Genomic DNA, 21044 nt, shown 5'->3' with positions numbered 1-21044 from the left:
CGTTAAAACCAACGTTAAAAAGCGTTAAATAGAAATTGTCCATTCAATAAAAAAGTAATTTTAAACGTTAAATTATTCAATATATAAACCATAAAATCCTAATAAACTATGAAAAAATTACTGTCTTTAGTTTTAGTTTCCGTATTAGGTGGAGTCATTACACTGTCTGCCTATAAAATGTATTTCGATCAAAATACTGCTTTCCAATCCCCTACGACGGTTAGCGAATCTACATATTTTCCCACCGTCCAGAACGTTTCCAATATTGCCAATGCTGTGAATGCCCCCAATTTTGTTTCAGCTGCCGAAAAAACGGTGCACTCTGTAGTACACGTTAAGAACACGGCCATCATTACAGGACAAAACAGTTTTGAAGATTTTTTCTTTGGAAGGCAATCCCAAAGAGCCCAGGTTGGAACCGGAAGCGGCGTGATAATTTCTCCAGATGGCTATATCATTACCAATAACCATGTGATTAATGGTGCCAGAGAAATTTCAATTACACTAAATGACAACAAAATTTACGATGCCCAACTTATTGGTACGGATGAAAAAACCGATATCGCCCTGTTAAAAATTGATGCGGAAGAAGAATTGCCATACATTTCCTTTGGTGATTCGGACCAAGCAAAAATTGGTGAATGGGTATTGGCTGTTGGGAATCCATTCAATCTAACTTCAACCGTAACTGCGGGTATCATCAGTGCTAAGGCAAGGGATTTGTCTGGTAGAAACATGCAGTCCTTCATTCAAACCGATGCCGCCGTGAACCCAGGCAACTCTGGGGGCGCTCTGGTAAATGCCAATGGAGATCTTATAGGAATCAACACCGCTATTTCTTCCCAAACAGGCTCATATATTGGATATTCCTTTGCAGTGCCAAGTAATATTGCCAGAAAAGTAGTTGAAGATATCATGGAATTTGGCGATGTACAAACTGGTATTTTGGGTGTTACGGGAATTTCCCTTAACAGTGAATCGGCTGAACATTTTGGTGTGGAAACTTCGGAAGGATTTTATGTAAACGGCATTGAAGAAGACACCGGAGCAGATTTGGCAGGTATTAAAGAAGGAGATGTCATTACAAAATTGGATCACATTAAAATTTCGAAGTTTGCCGACCTAAAAGGTTATCTTACTACAAAACGTCCGGATGACGTAGTCAATGTGACATTACTAAGAAATGGAGATACAAAGGTACTTCCTGTAACCTTGATGAAGAATTCTACTTTAACGCTTCCTATTGTTGGACAGGTGAAAAATGCTAAAGCTTCCGATTTGCAAAAATACCGTACCAATAATGGTATTAAAATAGCGGCTTTGGACAATACTTATGCTAGATATTGGAAAAAGAATGGCATTGAAGAAGGTAATATCATCACAGCTATAAACGATGTTAAAGTTCGTGACGTTGATGAAGCTAAAAAAATTATTACCGAAAACACAAACGGAGAACCATTGAAGTTCGAGATTATCAACAAAAATGGTCAAAAAGAAAATTTTTATTGGAGATAAGTTAAATTCCTTAAAAACATGTTAATCTCCTTACGCTATTTTGGGTAGTGTAAGGGGATTTTTATTTGTTAAAATTGGTTACGAAAACGTTTGAAATAATGTACTTTTGACAAAAATTTAATTTTAACAACACACTAAACATTAAAAAATGAGTCTTAACGGTACTTATGAAAAGGAATTAGCTTTTCAGGCAGACAGACGTCGCGCCACTGTAGAATTTATTAAAATTGTCAGTGACCTTTGGTACGATAAATCTATAGAACTTGTTTTATTCAGAAACCAACTTATCGACAAAAACGTAAGTGAAATCTTGAACTTACATGAATATGCCGGAGAGTTTGTTCAAAAGCCAATTTCAATTTTTGATTCGGTAGAAATTGCCCAAGCCATTAAAAACTTGGACTTGCCACCAGCCAAATTAGACATTGGAAAGCTAACCTATGAATTTCATATAGAAGACCAAAAGTATAGCGCTGCAGATTTTGTGGCCAATAAATTGAAAGATGCCTATAACAACGAATCCATCAAACCAAAAGACGTCGTGCTTTATGGATTTGGAAGAATTGGACGTTTGGTTGCAAGGGAATTGATGTCTAAAACAGGAAAAGGAAGTCAATTGCGCTTAAGAGCTATTGTAACTCGTAGTGCCGTTGACGAAACTGTGTTGGAAAAAAGAGCTTCTCTTCTACGCAACGATTCTGTACATGGAGATTTCTCTGGAACCGTTTCAACCGATCCAAAAAACAATGCCCTAATTATCAACGGAACAACCGTAAGCATCATTTCGGCAAATAGTCCAGAGGAGATTGATTACACCGCATATGGCATTAAAAATGCTTTGGTTATAGACAACACAGGTGCCTTTAGGGACAAAGAAGCGTTGAGCAGACTTTTAAAATCGAAAGGAGCCGATAAGGTATTGTTGACTGCGCCTGGTAAAGGAATCCCAAACATTGTATACGGCGTAAACCATTTGGATAACAACCCTGACAAAATAAAAATATTCTCAGCTGCTTCTTGTACAACCAATGCAATCACGCCTGTTTTAAAGGCTGTAGAAGATACTTATGGTGTTGTAAGCGGACATTTGGAAACCATCCATGCCTATACCAATGACCAAAATCTAGTGGACAACTTCCACAAAAAATACCGTCGTGGACGTGCTGCAGGATTGAATATGGTAATTACCGAAACTGGTGCTGGAAGTGCCGTTGCAAAAGCATTACCTGCTTTGGAAGGCAAATTGACTTCTAACGCCATTCGTGTACCTGTTCCAAACGGGTCTTTGGCGATTTTAAATTTAAATTTAGAAAAAGAGACCTCTGTAGAAAGCATGAATACCATTATGAAAAAATATGCTTTGGAAGGGGATTTAGTAGAGCAAATAAAATATGAAATGAGTGACGAACTGGTTTCAAGCGATATCATTGGAAGCTCTGCACCTTCTATATATGACAGTAAAGCTACCATTGTAAGACTAGATGGCAAGAACGTGGTCTTATACATTTGGTATGATAACGAATATGGCTATAGCCACCAAGTTATCAGATTGGCTAAATACATTGCTAAAGTAAGACGCTACACTTACTATTAGTAGATTTTCAACTAAAAACTGAAAGAGCGGATTCAAATTGAATCCGCTCTTTTTATTTTGAATTTACTCTTTTTGCTTAAAGAGGAAAATTAAATTGATTTCTTCGTCTCTCTTTTGTCGACCAATACACGAAATAATCTAGGTATCACAAATACAAACACTGCAGTGTAAATTGAAGTCAGTAGTTCTATATTCAGATAGAAATATAGAATCAAAAAAAGTGCAACAGCGCTTAATAAGTATGATAATGTTATGTTATACTTTGTCATCAATGATTTTTTTGGAAATGTAAGCAAAAACGAGAAAATTTTACAATAGTTAATATTTTTCTGTAAAGATAAAGCAACCTTTTAACTTAAAATGCATCTATTTACAAAACAACCAATCCATTAAAAATATGAAATCAAAAAATGTACTATTAGCATCCTTATTGGCCCTGTCCCTACTAGCATGTCTGGCGGGATATGATGATGAAGTTTTTATAGAACCTTTGCCCTCCTCACAATACACTCCCGTGATTATGGAGCGAAGTGAATTTGAAGCCTCGACTATCTTTGAGTCTCCCAAAAGCATTGTCAATTCCGGCAAAATTTATCTCAAGGACAACTTCCTATTTATTAACGAAAAGAACGAAGGCTTTCATGTATTTGACAATTCTAACCCTGAAAACCCAATTAACCTAGGGTTTATTAAAGTTTTAGGCTCTTCAGACCTCGCCATAAAAGGCGACATTTTGTATGTGAACAATGCAACGGACCTTATTGCCATACAACCCAATATAGAAACTTCAACAGTAACAATTACAAAACGTATTTCCAACACGTTTCCGCAATTGTTCTCTCCTGATGGTTTTGAATATTACAATTTAGAAGAAAATGAAATTATTATAAACTGGGTTTTAAACGATGAATAACATGAAAACATATATCTCACTTTTGGTTGCTTGCCTATTACTAACTGCTTGTAATAGCGACAGCATTGTTTCCTCTCAGGATTCTGGATATGCAGAATCAGGACAAGGTGGTTCCCTGGCCAGATTTATTGTAAAGGGCGATTACCTTTACTCGGTAGACCTTTACGGTTTACATGTCTTTAATATTGCCGATCTCTCCAATCCAGTTGAAGTCAATTCGGTGCCAATAGGGTTCAACATTGAAACCTTATTTGCCTACAAGGAATATTTATATATAGGTTCAAGAAATGGGATGTACATTTATAGTGTGCAAAATCCTGAACTTCCACAATACCTTTCCGATGTGCAACATTTTACGTCATGCGATCCCGTTGTGGCCAATGACACCTACGCTTTTGTAACACTTCATGCCGACATTGGTTGTGGCAATACAATTAATGTATTGGAAACATATGACGTAACCGATATTGTGAATCCTATTCTAATTTCTTCTAGAAATTTAACCCAACCAATCGGTTTGGGGCTTTACGGCGATTATTTATTTGTTTGCGATGATGAAGTCAAGATTTTTGATATGTCGGATCCTGCGAGTTCAACCTTGGTGAATTCCATCAACCGAAATGGTTTTGATGTGATTATTCACCAAGACCTTTTAATTTTAATAGGAGAAAATGGCTTGTATCAGTTCAGTTTAAATCCTAATGACATTCAGGACATCACAGAATTAAGTACATTAAACATCTAAAACCTTATTTCCTTCGTATATACCAATAGCTCCACCAAAACTGGGGCTATTGGCATAAAATAGGCCTTTACATCAATAGAAATTATTATATTGCCCCCCGATTAACTATAAGTAATTTAATCTAGCTGAAATGAATATTTTAAAAACTGTATTATTTTCCTCAATTTTCCTTTTAAGTTTTTCCACAACCCAAGCCCAAGAATCTAACGACGAAGACGACCAACTTTCATTAAACTCTGGTTCTATTGACAACCAATTTGAATATGTTATTCAAAAATCAAACAATTATCAAGATTACAAGGTTATTAAAAGAGCGTGGTTGTACACATTAAAGTCACACACCTTGGATTCTTTGAAAGCTGTGCATAAAGAATTGGCAGACACTCAAGTTGTAGTAGACTCGCAAGCAGTGGAAATAGCTAGCTTAAAAAGCAATCTAAACAATACTCAAGAAACTTTGGATGCTACCAATCTTGAAAAAGACAGTATGTCACTGTTTGGCATCCAAATGAGCAAAGGAAATTACAGTACGCTTTTATGGAGCATTATTGGAGGCCTTTTGGCCTTCTTGTTGTTCTTCATTTATAAATTCAACAACAGTAATACAGTTACCAAACAGGCTAAACAAGCATTGGCGGAAACTGAAGAAGAATTTGAAGAACACAGACGTAATGCCTTAGAGCGTGAGCAAAAAGTAAGACGTCAATTACAGGACGAAATCAACAAACAAAAGAACGGCTAATTACTGCCTCTTACAATATTCAAAGCCTCTGCATTCTTTTGCTGAGGCTTTTCTTTTTCTACACAATGGGTATATGCTAAAAAAGTGCAAAGCCTTATGACCAAATGCGGACTTTTTCACATCTTTGCAGTTCATAATTTTGATCATGCGTATAGATATCATCACTGTATTACCAGAATTGCTCAAAAGTCCATTTGAAGCTTCCATCCTAAAACGTGCTATTGAAGCCAATTTGGTAGAAGTTCATTTTCATAATTTGAGAGATTACACCACCGATAATTACAAAACAGTAGATGATTACCAATTTGGTGGTGGCGCTGGCATGGTAATGCTAATTGAACCCATCGATAAGTGCATTACCAAACTGCAATCGGAACGCGACTACGACGACATTATCTATATGACCCCAGACGGTGAGCGCCTGAAGCAAGGAACTGCCAACCAATTGTCATTAAAGGAAAATCTTATCATTTTATGTGGACATTATAAAGGCGTAGACCAACGGGTTCGTGATAAATTCATCACCAAGGAAATTTCTATTGGGGATTATGTGCTCTCTGGAGGCGAATTGGGAGCTGCCGTGCTTTGCGATGCGGTGATTCGGTTGATTCCTGGCGTGCTTGGAAATGAGACTTCTGCCCTAACCGATTCTTTCCAGGATAATTTGTTGGCGCCTCCCATTTATACAAGACCAAGAAGCTACCAAGGCATGGATGTTCCCGAAATATTGTTCAGTGGTAATTTCCCTGAAATTGAAAAATGGCGTGAGGAACAGGCTTATTTACGTACTAAGGAACGTCGCCCAGATTTGCTAGATGACTAGCTTTCATGTAAAAAAACTTGACTTTTCGTTGTAAATAATTAATTATTCACTATTTTTGCAGCCAATTTCAGATTAACCTCTGGCGATATCCGTGAATGTTGGTTTGGACATAACCATTTAAATTAAAAAGAAATGAATTCTTTAGTAAAATTTGTACAAGACGAATTTGTAGCAAAAAAAGATTTCCCAGAGTTTGGAGCTGGTGACACTATTACTGTTTACTACGAAATTAGAGAAGGTGAAAAAGTAAGAACACAGTTCTTTAAAGGAGTTGTATTGCAACGTAAAGGTTCTGGAAGCTCAGAAACTTTCACTATCAGAAAAATGTCTGGAACAGTTGGTGTAGAGCGTATTTTCCCAATTAACTTGCCTGCACTTCAAAAAATTGAAGTTAACAAAAGAGGTAAAGTTAGACGTGCAAGAATCTTCTACTTTAGAGGTCTTACAGGTAAGAAAGCTAGAATTAAAGAGGTTAGAAAATAATCTTATAATTTCCTTACAATACAAAGCCTTGAATTTTCAAGGCTTTTTTTATGAACTAATGTTTACAAGTCAAGTTCATAAAAAGTTGATAATTAAGCACATAATCTCTTTTAAATCAGGCTTTTTTGTCGTAATTTAGCATAACGTTCTAATAACAACATCATGTTGGTTTCAAATGGTTTATAATTTGAATTTATATTAAACGTATAAAGACAACGTTCTTTATAAAATGTTTTTCGAGGTTTTTACAAACCATGATATTTTAAAAAGTATTGAATGTGCAAACAGTCAACAACTAGTAAAATTGAAAGTTTCCAAAGGAAGCATAAGCGAAAGTGATTGTTTAGGTAGGAAGCAATGTATAATTCTTTATATATTATACATCAAGAAAAACAATTGAAACATTTATTAACACGGCAATACATTTTGAAAGTTAGTAAGTGTTTCATTGAAACAGTGAAACTTGAATTGAAAAGGACGATGGAGCATGAGTTCTACTCGGCTGATTTGACAGTATGTTAATTAGGTCACGAAGTAACTGTTTCAGAAAGCCATGTCAAGGTAGTTAATCTACAATGATATGGCTTTTGTTTTTTATTCATTTTTATAATCCAACCTTGTCAAATAGTTATACATAATCTCACCACGCTTTACAGTAAGCAAAAGCCTGTAATCATTATAATCTTTAGGCATGTGTATATCTACTTTCTGAGAGTTCCCTACTCTGTTAATGGTTAAAAAATCGCCTTTTGAGTTTGTTTTCACCAAAGACCATTCGTAACCTGATATATTTTCATCCTCTTTGGGGATATGCCATCCTATGCTATCATCATACTCCATAGCACTATAGGTGAAAGCATAGCCTGGAGTTAAATGTTTATAGGGCTTCAAAACTTTTACTGTTGGCATGTTTTGAGAATTTGTATTTAAGCTTGTGTAATTAAGATAATCGAAGTATTCCTTTTTAAAACGTCCTTCCCTATCCACCAAACCATCAAATGTAAGTCTGTTCACTTCAAAACGGTCTTGCCATTCAGACAAACAAAATGTCGTTTCCTTAGGCTTTAGTTTTATAAAGTTTTTAACCTCAATATCAGATATCAAAAAATCTAGAGAATTACTATTCAAATAATTTGCCATCGGGGCATAATAGTCTTTATTTACAACATGTAAACCAATTACGAAGTCACCTCTAAGGTTCTCCTGTATTTTTTGAAGACTTACGAGTCCGTCGCGATTAACAGTAGTAGTCAAGGAAACTGGTCTGTTTGGATCTAAAGTATTTATCTCCAAAATCAAATCATCCAACCATTTTAAATAAGCCTTCCCCTGAAAAAACTGTTCCTCCACACCATAAACTCTTTTTTGGTGCTTCAGAATATCATTTTCAATGGCCCAAGAAACAATATGGTTTTCATTCTTTCGCTCTTGAATTTTCTCAATAATATGATTTTTCAAAGTAATCGGCGCGAGTGAATCTTTATGGAAATCTATTGCTTCAGGAACAAAAAAACTATAAACTACCTTCAGTCCATATTCATTGGAAATACTTAGCAAATTGTAATCATACGTATCGTTCTCCATGAACTTGATGGTATTAATACCTAAGTCCTTCATTTCTAAAAAATCCTTTTCCAACCTTTCCCGCGTTAAAACATGATAATCCGTTTTCCAATTTTGCCCTTTTTTTATGTTCACTCCTTGAAATTTGTGTAACAAAAAATCTAGGTTGTCATTTGTTTTATGTGAAGCCTTTAAAGCGCTTTCATTTTTATGCTCAACCTCCACATTCTTTTTAACAGTACCCCATGGCTTAAAATGTTGATAGGCAACCCTATCTCCTTGAATACTCCAATCAAAAGTTTCATTGGCTTCATAACCTTTAGGATGATTATTATCTAGATTTGAATTAAAAAATACAATAGCCTGCACTTCTGGAAACTCGCCATATAAAACCCTAAACGCCCCATTGATCCATTTTCGCTTGTTTTGTTCATTTCCCAAGGAACCAAATTCCGAAATCATTACGGGTTTATCTGAGACGTCTTCTAATATATTATGGAAAGGATCATACATTAATTTGAACGTTTTCATTTCTTGAGGAATGGAATCTGTATCATAATTTAGAATATTTGCACCTACCCAATCCACATAATGGTCACCAGGGTAAAAGTCTTGGATATTTTCTGCCTTCCAAGGATTCCACACCCAAATTACATTATCGGCATACGCCTCCATAAACTTTACGTACACATGTCTCCAAGCTTCCTTAAACTCCTTGCTCGCATTCTCCTCATTACTATACCAGGGATAAAAAGGATTGTCAAACTCATGGGCGAACCTTAAAAAGACTGGATTTTTAAGCTCTCGTAATTTTACTGCGAATTCAGAAATATAGGAATCGAACACTCCTTTATTAATTAATTGAAATACATTTTTCTCCTGAATTGAATCACTTTCAAACGTATGAATCCAAGGTTCCCAGGTAATTATTGGGATGGCATTATTGGCGTAAATGGAATCTAAATATGAAAGGGGAATATCATTTTCTTCTTTGTTCCAAGCTAGATACAAAGAGGTAATATCCAGAGAAGTTCCTAATTCTCTTGAAAACTTATCAGCTTCCTTCAATGAAGTCATACCGTCATCAATGGTTGGTACAAAAGCTCCCAGCATTTTATACGGCTTTTTATCAGCCTTTATTTCCGTAGCAAAACCTCTTATTTTTATACGTTCACTTTGAAAGAGCAAAAATCCACTGGCTAAAACAAAAAAACACACTGTTGGAACGGCCACTTTCTGCCAAATATTGAAAGAGTAAGAATTAAATTTAGAAATAAAACTTTCCTCCTTTTGAGCTTTACTCTTTGCCTCCCCTCCATAGGCAAAGGCTAAGGTATAAAACATGTCGAATGCATTGTAAAGAGCATAAAAGGACATAAAAATTGAGAAAGGCGTAAAATCTCTTTTGAGTCCATACACAATCGCAATAATTGACATTGCACCCAAAATGAGATTTGGTAAAACAAGAGTAAATTTTGTGTTTTCAGTATTTGCCTTAGGAGTTGCGATGTAAGGAACCTTTTTTCTGATAAGGGTATAAATTGTTCCCAAAATATAGATCCACCAGGCAGAATGCATCAACAAACCTGCTGTAAAGTGTACACCTCTTTCTTCAGGTTTGACAAGCCATTTCTGCACATACATTCTAATGCCAATCAAACAGGCTAAAACGGGAACCGTAATGAATCCAAAATTATAAATGTTTCCTTTCCAAGGTGATGTACTGAGAAACAGTGACAAAATCGGGATGAGCATACAAAACAGATAAATAAACCCTGTTAAATAATGAAGCGGCAAAATGCCAAAGTGTAGCTTTTGACGCCAAGTAAATTTTGAAAATAACCTAGGGTATGTACTCACCAACAATTCGAAGGTACCTCTTGCCCATTTTAACTGTTGCTTATAATAAGCTCCTAGACTACTTGGCACTAATCCTTTGGTTAACATTTTAGGCAAGTAAACCGACTTCCATCCTTTGGCATAAAGCTGCATACTGGTATGCATATCTTCAGAAAGTCCAGAGGCATGTCCTCCTATAGAATCCAAAGCCTTTCGCCGAAACGCACAATTGGCTCCAATGGCATTCACGGTTCCGTAAGAGTTCATGGTCATCATCAACGGACCATAAAAAAGATAGGTTTGTTCTGCGGCTCCCTTTGCTACTAAGGACTCATCTTGGTTGTAATAACCTTGAACAGTTTGCACAAAGCCAATCTCATCATTTTCAAAATAAGGGATTACCTCTAAAATGAAATTGGGCTCAGGAACATGGTCTGGGTCCAAAATGATGCAAATATCTCCAGTAGCCTGTTTTAAGGCATTATTGATATTTCCCGCTTTTGCATCTATTCTATTGTCCCTTGTTACATGAATGATGCCATGGATTTCGCAAAACTCTTTTAACCGTGCATTGCCTTCCTCGTCACATAGATAGGTTTTGTGGGGTGCCTCCATATCAGAAATGGCCAATAATGTTTTCTCAACCATTTCAATGGGCTCTCCTGGGCAATAGGTGGTAAAAACATCGATACTAAACGTTTTTGTCAATTTTGGTTTATCTGGGATAGACAAATCCCAATAATGGTACCAGATGTAAATGATCCTAAAAACATCAAATAGTATGACACAGGTAAGCAAAACAAATAATAATCTGCTTTCAACCAAATCTGGTTTGAAAAACCAATACAAAAAATTAAGTATACTAATGCAACCTAGAACAATCAAAATTCTGAGGTTACGTTTATCTTTTTTATTTGGAGCCTTAATTTGCATATTAATCCTTCTTTAATACAAAAAATGGAATATTAGCCGTTGCAAAGTTTTGATGATCATCATATACATAAGCCATAAGCCTATAGGTACCTTCCTCTGTTGGAGCACGAAATGAAATACCTAACATTTTGTCTTTAGAGATAGTATCCAATATAAATGATTCTGCCTCTAGTTTACTTGAAATACCAAAGCTTAAACCTTCTTTTAGGATTTCCCATTTAAAAGTATAATTAATAACAGGATTTTCCATCTTTAAAACTGCTTTTAGTGTGTCATTGGGACTATGCAGTTGTAAATCTGTATCCTTTCTTTCATTTAATAACAATTGTGAAATATTTGGGGCATCTTCCTCTATTTCCATTCCTGTCCAAACTTCTTTTAAGGCAAAATAAACATTGTTTTTACGTCCTTCTTCATCAAAAATATTAAACCATGTTGGAGTTCCTTCATTTTTGTCTCCCCAATAGAAAGCGACGCTACCCAAACTTTCTTCATCCAATTTAATGTAAGTCTCATATTTTCTCTTACATACTTCCGCCTTTTCTTTACTAGTAAGCTCCAATAACCTACTCCATTTAGTATTTTCCGTTTCCCAAGGCCCCGCCACAGACCATTCGGTTATATAATAAGGCATAACATTTGTCACCATAGATAACTGCCTTTGATTCCTTTCTATTTCTTTTAAGTTTTTAAAAATATTATACCCCACTAGATCTAATTGAGGAGAATTCAAATGAATGGATAAAGTTTGCCCTCTAGAGGCCCCAGCAACAGTAGTGCTTACTGGATGGTTAGGATCGTCTTCATGAATTTGCTCAATCATGTCATTAAATGTCTTTATAAATTCATTTTCACCTAAAGTCAAGGGATAAACAAGTTCATTTCCCAAATTCCACATTAATAATGCTGGGTGATTTTTATGCTGATTAACAAACTTTTTAACAGCTTCCTTCATTACTTTGACATACTCTTTATCCTTATAGTAATTATAGTTGTTTTGATATTTGGGTAACCAAATGTCCAAAATTACAGCTATATTATATTTCTGTGCTTCATCTAGTATTTTAGCAGTATTAGTAGTATCATAAAGTCTTAAGGTATTGCCTCCAGCTTCCGAAAGTTCTTTTAGGTAAGGTTTCCCTCCTGCTCCTTTTATATAAAAAGGTTTACCATTTCTGATGATTTCAAAACCTTTTTCTGTCTCAACAATCCTTACTGTCGCACTTTCGTTCATGACATGCCTATTAGGGCGATTGACATAAAAAAATGTCGACAACATAATGATTACCAAAACAATAGAAACTGAAAGGCGCTTCATACAAAAAATCAATTTAGACATTGAAAATCAAGTATATAAAATAACTAAAAATAAAATTTCAAATGTATTAAAACTTAAAGAGCCCTTAAGAATATATCTGATAAACGTCAAATAAAACTGATTAAAGGATTATTCATAACTTTACCTACTTTCGCAATAAAGAACTTTTATGAGCCTAAGCATAGTTGACCGAATATTCAAAAGCGAAGATTTCGTGAGCACTCCCCTCCAAAAAGGGGAATATGATTGTTGTATTTTTGATAATTGCAATTTTGCTGAAGGCGATATTTCCAATAGTTCCTTTATGGAATGTGAGTTTATAAACTGTAATTTAAGCAATGTCAATATAGCCCATGCCTCTTTAAAGGAAATTACCTTTAAAGACTGCAAGCTCACTGGTGCCCAATTTCATAAGTGTGACCCATTTTTGCTAAGTTTCAAACCCAACAACTGTCAATTGAACTTCGCATCCTTTTACAACTTGAATTTAAAAGGCATTAAGTTTACCGATTGCAACCTTCAAAATTGCGATTTCACTCAAGCCAACCTTTCCAAAGCGGTATTTCATAATTGCGATCTCAAAAACAGTCAGTTTGACCAAACCAACTTAAAAGACACCGATTTTAGAACCTCATTTAATTACACTTTCAATCCAGAACACAATCAACTAAAAGGTGCGAAATTTTCAAAAGATCAGGTGTTGGGATTGCTTTCCCATTTACGAATTAAAATAGACTAGAAATGGATTTCAAAACCCACTAGAATTTTACTACAATTTCTCAATAAAAATTCCTTTTTAAGCCTAGAAAATTCAGCAATATTTTCAAATTGTCAACCTATTGTTAGTCTACCGTAAATAACTTGTTGATTTTTGTATATTTGCAAGGCTTTGAAAAAAGCGCGTTTTTATTAATTAAATTACAAACCTTAAATGTCAAACAATCCTACAATATTTTATACAAAAACTGACGAAGCTCCTGCATTAGCTACACAGTCATTTTTACCAATAGTTAAGGCGTTTACAAAATCGTCAGGAATTACTATAGAAACCAAGGACATCTCATTGGCCGGCAGAATTTTAGCCACCTTCCCGGAAGCTTTGACCGAAGACCAAAAAGTTGAAGATGCTTTGGCAAAATTAGGAGAGCTTGTAAAGTTACCTGAAACCAATATCATTAAACTTCCAAACATCAGTGCTTCCATTCCACAGTTGAAAGGAGCCATTTCAGAATTGCAAAGTCAAGGATTCAACATTCCAAGTTATCCAGACGAACCAAAATCTGATGACGAAAAAATGATCAAATCTAAATATGATAAGATCAAAGGAAGTGCTGTAAACCCTGTATTGCGTGAAGGAAACTCTGATAGACGCGCACCAAAAGCAGTTAAAAACTACGCTAAAAAGAACCCGCACTCTATGGGTGCTTGGTCGGCAGACTCTAAGTCGCATGTAGCAACAATGGACCATGGTGATTTTGCACACAATGAAAAATCGGTAACCTTAGATCATGCCACTTCTGTAAAAATTGTTCATACCGATGCTAATGGGAATGAAACCATTTTAAAAGATAGTTTCCCTATTTTGGAAGGTGAAATCATCGACGCTTCTGTAATGAGCAAAAAGGCGCTTTTGGAGTTTTTGGAAGCTCAAATTGCAGATGCTAAAGATCAAAACATTCTATTCTCTTTACATATGAAAGCAACCATGATGAAGGTGTCAGACCCTATCATCTTTGGTCATGCTGTAAAAGTATACTTCAAGGAAGTATTCAGCAAACATGCTGAAACATTTAAAGCCATTGGAGTTGATGCCAACAACGGACTTGGAAACTTATTGGCAAAATTGGAAGAACTTCCAGAAGACAAGCGTAAGGAAATTGAAGCCGATATCAATACTGTAATTTCAAACAGTGCCGATTTGGCTATGGTAAATAGTGATAAAGGGATTACTAACCTTCACGTACCAAGTGACATCATCATCGATGCTTCTATGCCTGCTATGATCCGTACTTCTGGACAAATGTGGAATGCTAAAGGTGAGCAACAGGATACCAAAGCGGTAATTCCAGATAGTAGTTATGCAGGTGTCTACACAGCAACTATCGATTTCTGTAAACAACACGGAGCTTTCGATCCAACTACTATGGGAACTGTTCCTAACGTAGGTTTAATGGCTCAAAAAGCTGAAGAATATGGATCTCACGACAAAACATTCGAAATCACTGCAAACGGTACTGTAAGCGTTATTGATGCCGAAGGGAATACGTTAATTCATCACAACGTTGAAGCTGGAGATATCTGGAGAATGTGTCAAGTTAAGGACGCGCCTATCCAAGACTGGGTAAAATTGGCCGTGACGAGAGCTAGAGCTTCTCAAACACCTGCCGTATTCTGGTTGGATGAAAACAGAGCACACGATGCCGAATTAATCAAAAAGGTAAATGCATACTTGCCAAACCACGATACCGAAGGATTGGATTTAAGAATCCTTTCTCCTATCGAAGCAACTAAGTTTACATTGGAGCGCATGAAAAATGGTGAAGACACCATTTCTGTTTCAGGAAACGTATTGCGTGATTACCTAACAGACCTTTTCCCTATTTTAGAATTGGGAACTAGTGCTAAAATGTTATCTATCGTACCATTGATGAATGGTGGTGGATTGTTCGAAACTGGAGCTGGTGGATCGGCACCTAAGCACGTAGAGCAGTTATTGGAAGAAAACCACTTGCGTTGGGATTCTCTTGGAGAATTCTTGGCCTTGGCAGTTTCTTTTGAGCATATGGCCGTAACCCAAAACCATCCTAAAGCGCAAGTTTTGGCGGACACTTTGGATAACGCTACTGAAAAGTTATTAGAGAACAAAAAAGGACCTTCTAGAAAAGTTAACGAACTTGACAATAGAGGAAGTCATTTTTACTTGGCAATGTACTGGGCACAAGCTTTAGCAGCTCAAACTACTGATGCCGATTTGCAAGCTGTATTCGCACCTATAGCGCAAGCCTTAACAGACAACGAAACGAATATTGTTTCCGAGCTTAACGAAGTTCAAGGGCATGCAGTATCAATTGGTGGCTATTACGAACCAAGTTTCGAATTGGCAAGCAAGGTGATGCGTCCTAGCGAAACCTTCAACAATATTATCAATTCATTGTAATTGTTATCATACACACAAAAAAAGGCTTCTTAATAGAGGCCTTTTTTTATACCCTTTCTTTTCTATTTGGGCATTCCCTTTTTTAACAAAAAGGGCGTGCTGTTCGCTATATCTTTTGCAAAAGTCTTTGCAAAAGGATGCCGCTACCATCACTAACGCAATTAAAATTACGTATTTTTGAACCATGGAATTTATCAAGACAACAGAACAAGGTTCAAATTATAACAACCTAGAGGCCATGAGCCTTTCAGACTTATTGGTTAACATTAATGCCGAAGACAAAACCGTTCCATTAGCCGTTGAAAAAGCCTTGCCACAAATTGAGGCTTTGGTCTCACAAATTATTGCCAAACTTAAAGAAGGAGGCCGTCTTTTTTATATTGGAGCTGGAACCAGTGGCAGACTAGGAATTTTAGATGCTTCAGAATGTCCTCCTACTTTTGGAGTCCCACATGATTTGGTCATCGGACTTATTGCCGGAGGTGATTCTGCCATCAGAAAAGCTGTTGAATTTGCCGAAGATTCTACAACTCAAGCATGGGAAGACTTATCCCAATACGAGATTTCCTCAAAAGACGTTGTCGTTGGTATTGCTGCATCTGGAACCACACCTTACGTAATTTCAGGATTGGAGCAATGCAATCAACATAACATCATTACAGGCTGTATTACTTGTAATCATCAAAGTCCACTATCCAAAACAGCCCAATTTCCTATTGAAGTTATTGTAGGCCCCGAATTTGTAACGGGTAGTTCAAGAATGAAGGCGGGTACAGCCCAAAAATTGGTTCTTAATATGATTACCACCAGTACCATGATTCAACTAGGACGTGTAAAGGGAAATAAAATGGTCGACATGCAATTGAGCAACGATAAGTTAGTCAATAGAGGAACCAGAATGCTAATGGAAGAACTCCAAATTCCTGAAGACAAAGCCCAGGAATTGTTGAATAAACATAAAAACGTACGTAGTGCTATAGAAAATTACAACCATGGAAACTGAAACCAAACGCACCAATAAAACGATTCTCTTAAAAGGCATTAAAACAATGGCTCTATCCCTTGTTTGCATGTTTGCAGGCCCTACTCTTTTATATATCGCCTTTAGCAATACCGAAAAACCTTTATACATCCCCATTTTATTGGCTGCACTTTTTGTATGTGGTTTAGCCATATACTTTGCTTTTAAAGGCCTTAAAACTATTATGGATAGCATGTTTCAAAAGTAAAATTGATACTCTCTATTTCTAAATACAAAAAATCCCGAATCACATGGTTCGGGATTTTTTGTATTGTATCTATTTTACTTTAATACTTAGTCTAACGTTTCAGGGTAAAGTGGGCTCTCAATTCCTTACTCTGTCCAGTTGATGGTTCCATATATTCCAAAAGAAACCAATAGTCACTACTAGGCATTGGAGCTCCATTGTAGGTGCCGTCCCATCCGCTTCCGGTTGGTGAAATTTGTTTCAAAAGCTTACCTAACCTATCAAAAATATAGATTTTAGTAGCTGATTGGTCACTAAACCCAACAATATTCCATGTATCATTATAGCCATCATCATTAGGCGTAAAGAATAATGGATAATCTATGACCGTCACTGTCGCACTTGTTTCTCCACAACCCATAATATCTCTAGCTGTTACAACATGTTCTCCTAAAGTTACATCCTCAAACACGCCACTTTCCTGCCATGGCCCTCCATCTAGACTATATTCGTAACTTCCATTTCCTGTTGCAGAAGCAACAATAACGTGAACATCTGCAAAAATCTCTGAAGCTACTTCAGCCACCAAAGTTGGAGCTGTACTCTTTAACAACTGCAATGTTACTAACTCATAACAACCAGTTATAGCATCATCTACACGCACCCATATTTCTTGAGAAAAAGGTTTAATATTGGTATATTCTAAAGGATTATCTATCATTCCAGCTCCAGATTCAGCATTTTCCTGAGTTTCGTAATATGTCACTAGATAGGTAGTAGGGTCTAACCCTGCTAATACTTCGCTATCTTTTAAAGTCAAATCAAATTGTGTGTACCCATCACTAGAGCTATCATCACACACTATCAAAGGAGTTGGTTCCGCTATTGGCGGAGTGGGATTAACTATTAATCCAAGCTCTACCACTGTAGCACAATCAGTAGCAATAGCCAAACTCTCTACTCTAACATAGATTGTCTGTTCCCAAGCTACAGTATTATTATATGGACTTTCTAAGGCGAATTCTCCATTTTCAGCATGAGAAAAAGTTTCATGATAACTAACCACAAGATCAGGATCGCCTCCCGTAATTTCAGTCTCAGTATCAAAAAGATTAAATACAGCATAACCATCTCTGTCAGAATCACAATATTCCAATGGAACAGGGATATTGGCACTAGGTGCTTGTTCTACATTAAGTTCCACCGTAGTAGTTGTATAGCAACCAGTAGATGTATCAACCAATCGAGCATAAATAATTTGAGGATTGGTAACATTTGTATATGGATTTGGTAGCGGACCTGTATCACTATCGGCATCAGCTTGTGATATAAAATAATTCACTACATAACCACCTCTTCCTCCTAAAATGCGGTTATTCATTAATGAGGACAAATCAATTTCAGTAAGCCCATCAGCAACATTATCATCGCATACAACCAGTAACGGGTCTACTTCCGAAACAACTGGCTCTGGATATACCGTTACCGTTTTAGTACTGCGCGATGGACAAGATCCACTAGTAATATATTCTACTTCATATACCTCTTCAAAACCTGCTCCTGTAATAGTTCCTGTAGAAGCATCAATTACACCAGCACCAGTTGAAGATATAATTGAATATGTTCCTCCAGGTATTGTTGTATTAGTCACTATTGCACCATCACAAGTTGGTTCCAATGAGAAAGACGCATCATCTAAATCTGCAAAATTAATAGTTTCAGAATCATTTAAATCATTATAACAGCCTGTAGGTTCATGAGTATATTCTACACCATCTATCCAAAAATAACCACTAATCCCTTTAAACGTAAGTTTATTTGTTTCCTGTTCTGTTATAAATGAAAAATATTCAATCGCATTTATAGCTCCAGTGTCGATTCTTAGTGTCGCAGTTCCATCAGTTACCTCCATTGCTGAGTAACTAAAAACCTTGGCTGCACTAATAATGATTTCAGTTCCCACTGGCACAGTATGTTCCAGAGCCAGTTCCAATGGAGCTGTATACTGTCCTACTCTTGCAGAATTAGTAGTTGTTGCTTGTAAACCTTCTGCCTCTATTATACCTTCAGCATTAGTTGTATCAACTCCACCAGAAGCTTCTAGCCCATGAGCAATAACAGATGGAACTACCACCTCTACGCTTTTAAGTTCTAATGTCGGTTCTGTTACAGGGTCCACTACGGATATTGTAGCCTCTCCAAACTCATCTAACAATACCGTTTCTTCAACGCCATCTAAAGTATAGGTTACCAAATTGTTTGGTGTTCCTGTAATTAAGAACTCGGCATCACTATCCGCACAAATAGGATTTTCTTTAGCTGTCACTTCTGCCTCAGGTACTGGAATTACCACTACATCAAAGCTATTGGTTATTTTATCCCCACAATAATCGGTTATTGTTACGGTATAAGTTGTATTTTCTGTTGGTGAAAATATTGGATTAGGAATCGTTATGTCACTAACTCCAGTACCAGGAGACCATTCATAGGCTGTAGCTCCATCATATGTAGCATCATTGTCATCGATGCTGCCTCCATAACAAATCTCTTGATCCTGCAAAGCTACCATATCGGAAAAGGACAAAAACTTAAAACATACCTCCTGGAGATTATAGTAGGCTCCTGTTGAACCTACAAAGCCAAAATACACCTCCGATTGTCCTCCAAACACATCCGTCACAAGATCCGTACCATCATAAGAAATTCTTTCTTCACAATCAAAAACTACTCTAAAGATTTTTGTAGAAGCCCTCCAAGAAATTTTTACTTCATGATATTCCCCATCTTCAATATTTGCCGAAGTAGCCGAAGCCTGAACAGGCCCCGCAAGATTATCCACAAGGGAAGTATGCCTATTATCCCCATTTTTAATCAAAGCTATATGATCTTCATCAATATCTCCTCTATCCCCATTTTTCCAAGTATCAAACTCAACTCCTAATGAATTATCAATATCTTCATATCCCATGCCTCCTCCTGCTTTTCCATAAATAGGATCAAAAGATTTTTTCATCACAAACGTAATCCCATCAGCACCATAAGCATCCCTATTACCAAAATTAGCATCAAAAATAATATCAAAATCTGAATTAAAGTCAACAGGGTTATCATAATAAACCGCCCCTCTTTGAGTTGTTGTTGGTTCAGTGATTCTATAACAATCACCTCCTTGTGAAGTAGCAGAACCGTAAAAGTGAGGTATTAATTGGGCAGATATATTTAACGAAAAACACAAAAATATAGTTAGAAGAGTTAGATTCCTCATAAAAATTTATTAATAGTTGAAGGTTAATTTGTCGCTAAAATAACATAATTAGTTTTTAATTAACAACTCTTTAATGTTAATATGAAAATTTTATATTATATCACTATAATTTACAAATACTTTCAATTTTTAAGTGTAAAACTAACAATTGTTCACTATCAGGAAACAGTGATTCTAGCTAACTTTATTAGATTTTTGATTCTTGTAATCTTACACAAAAAAATAACATCCTCACTCACAACACCCTGCCCAAATAGAAGCATCAAATATTTTCAAATCTTATTTATAAATAAAATCAATTTACCCCAGAAAAAAATTGAAAGTTAGTAGTTTTATTATGGTCGGAATTTATTCCTTTAGCCCTTCTATTTCATGTTTTAATATGAAAATCATCACCATTTATAGAACTCCATTTTTGATTATGAACTTGTATTAATCCAATATGAAAAAAAAATAGTAAATCAATGCCGATTTAATTGGAATCAGCACACACGGCAGACAAGGAATTGCCCATTTCTTTAATGGTTCGATCAGTGAAGATTTGGTCAACCACGCAAAACGCCCCGTAATTACTTTCAAAATATAAATAGGCAGCCCTATTTAAGGAGTTATCTAAACTGAATATTCATAGTAGTTTTTGTTTGTCTATAGACGAGCAAGACACTTCTTTATATTAACGCTCACAAAAGGGCCTTAAAATAGTTTTAAAGCAATAAAGACGGTCAATGCAAAACCCCGACTTTAGCAGTTGGGGTTTTGTATTATTTGAAGAGTATTGTTTTGGCAAGGTATATAAAAACAAAAAGCCCCCAGCAGTTGATGCTGGGGGCTTCAAAAAAGGCGACGACCTACTCTCCCACGGGTGCAGTACCATCGGCGCTAACGGGCTTAACTTCTCTGTTCGGAAAGGTAAGAGGTGAGCCCCGTCGCTATAACCGCCTTAAAT

General features: G+C 36.2%; 14 protein-coding genes, 1 rRNA gene and 1 pseudogene. 12 read left to right on the top strand and 4 right to left on the bottom strand.

Going from position 1 to position 21044, the window contains the following annotated elements:
- Nucleotides 1-108 precede the first annotated feature (108 nt).
- The 7 genes from ZA06_RS11145 to rplS all read left to right on the top strand — a co-directional run bounded on the left by ZA06_RS11145 (nt 109) and on the right by rplS (nt 6815).
- The gene (locus tag ZA06_RS11145) at nt 109-1515 is read left to right on the top strand and encodes a trypsin-like peptidase domain-containing protein (protein WP_053977559.1); all 1407 of its coding nucleotides are present in this window, start codon (nt 109-111) and stop codon (nt 1513-1515) included.
- Between the two features lie 148 nt (nt 1516-1663).
- A complete protein-coding gene (locus ZA06_RS11140; protein ID WP_053977558.1) occupies nt 1664-3109 on the top strand; it encodes a glyceraldehyde-3-phosphate dehydrogenase in 1446 nt (481 codons plus the stop codon).
- A 397-nt stretch (nt 3110-3506) separates the two neighbouring features.
- On the top strand, nt 3507-4022 hold the full coding sequence (locus ZA06_RS11135) for a hypothetical protein (protein ID WP_053977557.1): 516 nt from the start codon (nt 3507-3509) through the stop codon (nt 4020-4022).
- 1 nt (nt 4023) lies between these two features.
- Nucleotides 4024-4767 carry an LVIVD repeat-containing protein gene (locus ZA06_RS11130; RefSeq protein WP_168155224.1) on the top strand — a complete coding sequence of 248 codons (744 nt, stop codon included), beginning with the start codon at nt 4024-4026 and terminating at the stop codon, nt 4765-4767.
- A 130-nt stretch (nt 4768-4897) separates the two neighbouring features.
- Complete coding sequence (locus ZA06_RS11125; RefSeq protein ID WP_053977555.1) at nt 4898-5509, top strand: hypothetical protein; 612 nt, start codon at nt 4898-4900, stop codon at nt 5507-5509.
- 145 nt (nt 5510-5654) lie between these two features.
- On the top strand, nt 5655-6332 hold the full coding sequence (gene trmD, locus ZA06_RS11120) for a tRNA (guanosine(37)-N1)-methyltransferase TrmD (RefSeq protein WP_053977554.1): 678 nt from the start codon (nt 5655-5657) through the stop codon (nt 6330-6332).
- A gap of 132 nt (nt 6333-6464) precedes the next feature.
- Nucleotides 6465-6815, top strand: a complete 351-nt coding sequence (gene rplS, locus ZA06_RS11115; protein ID WP_053977553.1) for a 50S ribosomal protein L19 — start codon at nt 6465-6467, stop codon at nt 6813-6815.
- Nucleotides 6816-7409: 594 nt separating this feature from the next.
- Here the strand turns inward: rplS and ZA06_RS11110 are convergent.
- Nucleotides 7410-10925 carry a glycosyltransferase family 2 protein gene (locus ZA06_RS11110; RefSeq protein ID WP_168155223.1) on the bottom strand — a complete coding sequence of 1172 codons (3516 nt, stop codon included), beginning with the start codon at nt 10923-10925 and terminating at the stop codon, nt 7410-7412.
- Nucleotides 10926-11151: 226 nt separating this feature from the next.
- The gene (locus ZA06_RS11105) at nt 11152-12468 is read right to left on the bottom strand and encodes a glycoside hydrolase family 2 TIM barrel-domain containing protein (RefSeq protein WP_168155222.1); all 1317 of its coding nucleotides are present in this window, start codon (nt 12466-12468) and stop codon (nt 11152-11154) included.
- Nucleotides 12469-12637: 169 nt separating this feature from the next.
- Here ZA06_RS11105 and ZA06_RS11100 point away from each other — a divergent pair, with 169 nt between their 5' ends.
- The 4 genes from ZA06_RS11100 to ZA06_RS11080 all read left to right on the top strand — a co-directional run bounded on the left by ZA06_RS11100 (nt 12638) and on the right by ZA06_RS11080 (nt 16854).
- Nucleotides 12638-13207 (top strand): pentapeptide repeat-containing protein, encoded by a 570-nt coding sequence (locus ZA06_RS11100; protein WP_053977550.1) that lies wholly within the window; start codon nt 12638-12640, stop codon nt 13205-13207.
- Between the two features lie 192 nt (nt 13208-13399).
- Nucleotides 13400-15625, top strand: a complete 2226-nt coding sequence (locus ZA06_RS11095) for an NADP-dependent isocitrate dehydrogenase (protein WP_053977549.1) — start codon at nt 13400-13402, stop codon at nt 15623-15625.
- Nucleotides 15626-15809: 184 nt separating this feature from the next.
- A complete protein-coding gene (murQ, locus tag ZA06_RS11085; protein WP_053977547.1) occupies nt 15810-16628 on the top strand; it encodes an N-acetylmuramic acid 6-phosphate etherase in 819 nt (272 codons plus the stop codon).
- Nucleotides 16618-16854 (top strand): DUF6095 family protein, encoded by a 237-nt coding sequence (locus ZA06_RS11080; RefSeq protein WP_053977546.1) that lies wholly within the window; start codon nt 16618-16620, stop codon nt 16852-16854. Before murQ ends, ZA06_RS11080 begins: the two co-directional genes overlap by 11 nt.
- A gap of 91 nt (nt 16855-16945) precedes the next feature.
- Here the strand turns inward: ZA06_RS11080 and ZA06_RS11075 are convergent, their stop codons facing one another.
- Nucleotides 16946-20098, bottom strand: coding sequence for a lectin-like domain-containing protein (locus ZA06_RS11075; RefSeq protein ID WP_082332016.1), 3153 nt, complete (start codon nt 20096-20098; stop codon nt 16946-16948).
- Between the two features lie 460 nt (nt 20099-20558).
- Here ZA06_RS11075 and ZA06_RS16795 point away from each other — a divergent pair.
- Nucleotides 20559-20684: pseudogene (locus tag ZA06_RS16795) on the top strand (universal stress protein); the annotation flags it as partial.
- A 249-nt stretch (nt 20685-20933) separates the two neighbouring features.
- Here the strand turns inward: ZA06_RS16795 and rrf are convergent.
- Nucleotides 20934-21041, bottom strand: a 5S ribosomal RNA gene (gene rrf / locus ZA06_RS11070).
- Nucleotides 21042-21044: the final 3 nt, after the last annotated feature.

This window comes from Mangrovimonas xylaniphaga (assembly GCF_001280435.1).
GTDB classification, from domain to species: Bacteria; Bacteroidota; Bacteroidia; order Flavobacteriales; family Flavobacteriaceae; genus Mangrovimonas_A; species Mangrovimonas_A xylaniphaga.
The sequence above is the reverse complement of the archived record's forward strand: the minus strand, read 5'-3'. Positions and strand labels throughout refer to the sequence as shown.

Bases quoted from the DNA above. Each gene is read 5' to 3' on its own strand.
- ZA06_RS11105 (WP_168155222.1), bottom strand. From the start codon at position 12,468: ATGAAGCGCCTTTCAGTTTCTATTGTTTTGGTAATCATTATGTTGTCG.
- ZA06_RS11145 (WP_053977559.1), top strand. From the start codon at position 109: ATGAAAAAATTACTGTCTTTAGTTTTAGTTTCCGTATTAGGTGGAGTC.
- ZA06_RS11095 (WP_053977549.1), top strand. From the start codon at position 13,400: ATGTCAAACAATCCTACAATATTTTATACAAAAACTGACGAAGCTCCT.
- murQ (WP_053977547.1), top strand. From the start codon at position 15,810: ATGGAATTTATCAAGACAACAGAACAAGGTTCAAATTATAACAACCTA.
- ZA06_RS11125 (WP_053977555.1), top strand. From the start codon at position 4,898: ATGAATATTTTAAAAACTGTATTATTTTCCTCAATTTTCCTTTTAAGT.
- ZA06_RS11100 (WP_053977550.1), top strand. From the start codon at position 12,638: ATGAGCCTAAGCATAGTTGACCGAATATTCAAAAGCGAAGATTTCGTG.
- ZA06_RS11130 (WP_168155224.1), top strand. From the start codon at position 4,024: ATGAAAACATATATCTCACTTTTGGTTGCTTGCCTATTACTAACTGCT.
- ZA06_RS11080 (WP_053977546.1), top strand. From the start codon at position 16,618: ATGGAAACTGAAACCAAACGCACCAATAAAACGATTCTCTTAAAAGGC.
- rplS (WP_053977553.1), top strand. From the start codon at position 6,465: ATGAATTCTTTAGTAAAATTTGTACAAGACGAATTTGTAGCAAAAAAA.
- ZA06_RS11140 (WP_053977558.1), top strand. From the start codon at position 1,664: ATGAGTCTTAACGGTACTTATGAAAAGGAATTAGCTTTTCAGGCAGAC.
- ZA06_RS11075 (WP_082332016.1), bottom strand. From the start codon at position 20,098: ATGAGGAATCTAACTCTTCTAACTATATTTTTGTGTTTTTCGTTAAAT.
- trmD (WP_053977554.1), top strand. From the start codon at position 5,655: ATGCGTATAGATATCATCACTGTATTACCAGAATTGCTCAAAAGTCCA.
- ZA06_RS11135 (WP_053977557.1), top strand. From the start codon at position 3,507: ATGAAATCAAAAAATGTACTATTAGCATCCTTATTGGCCCTGTCCCTA.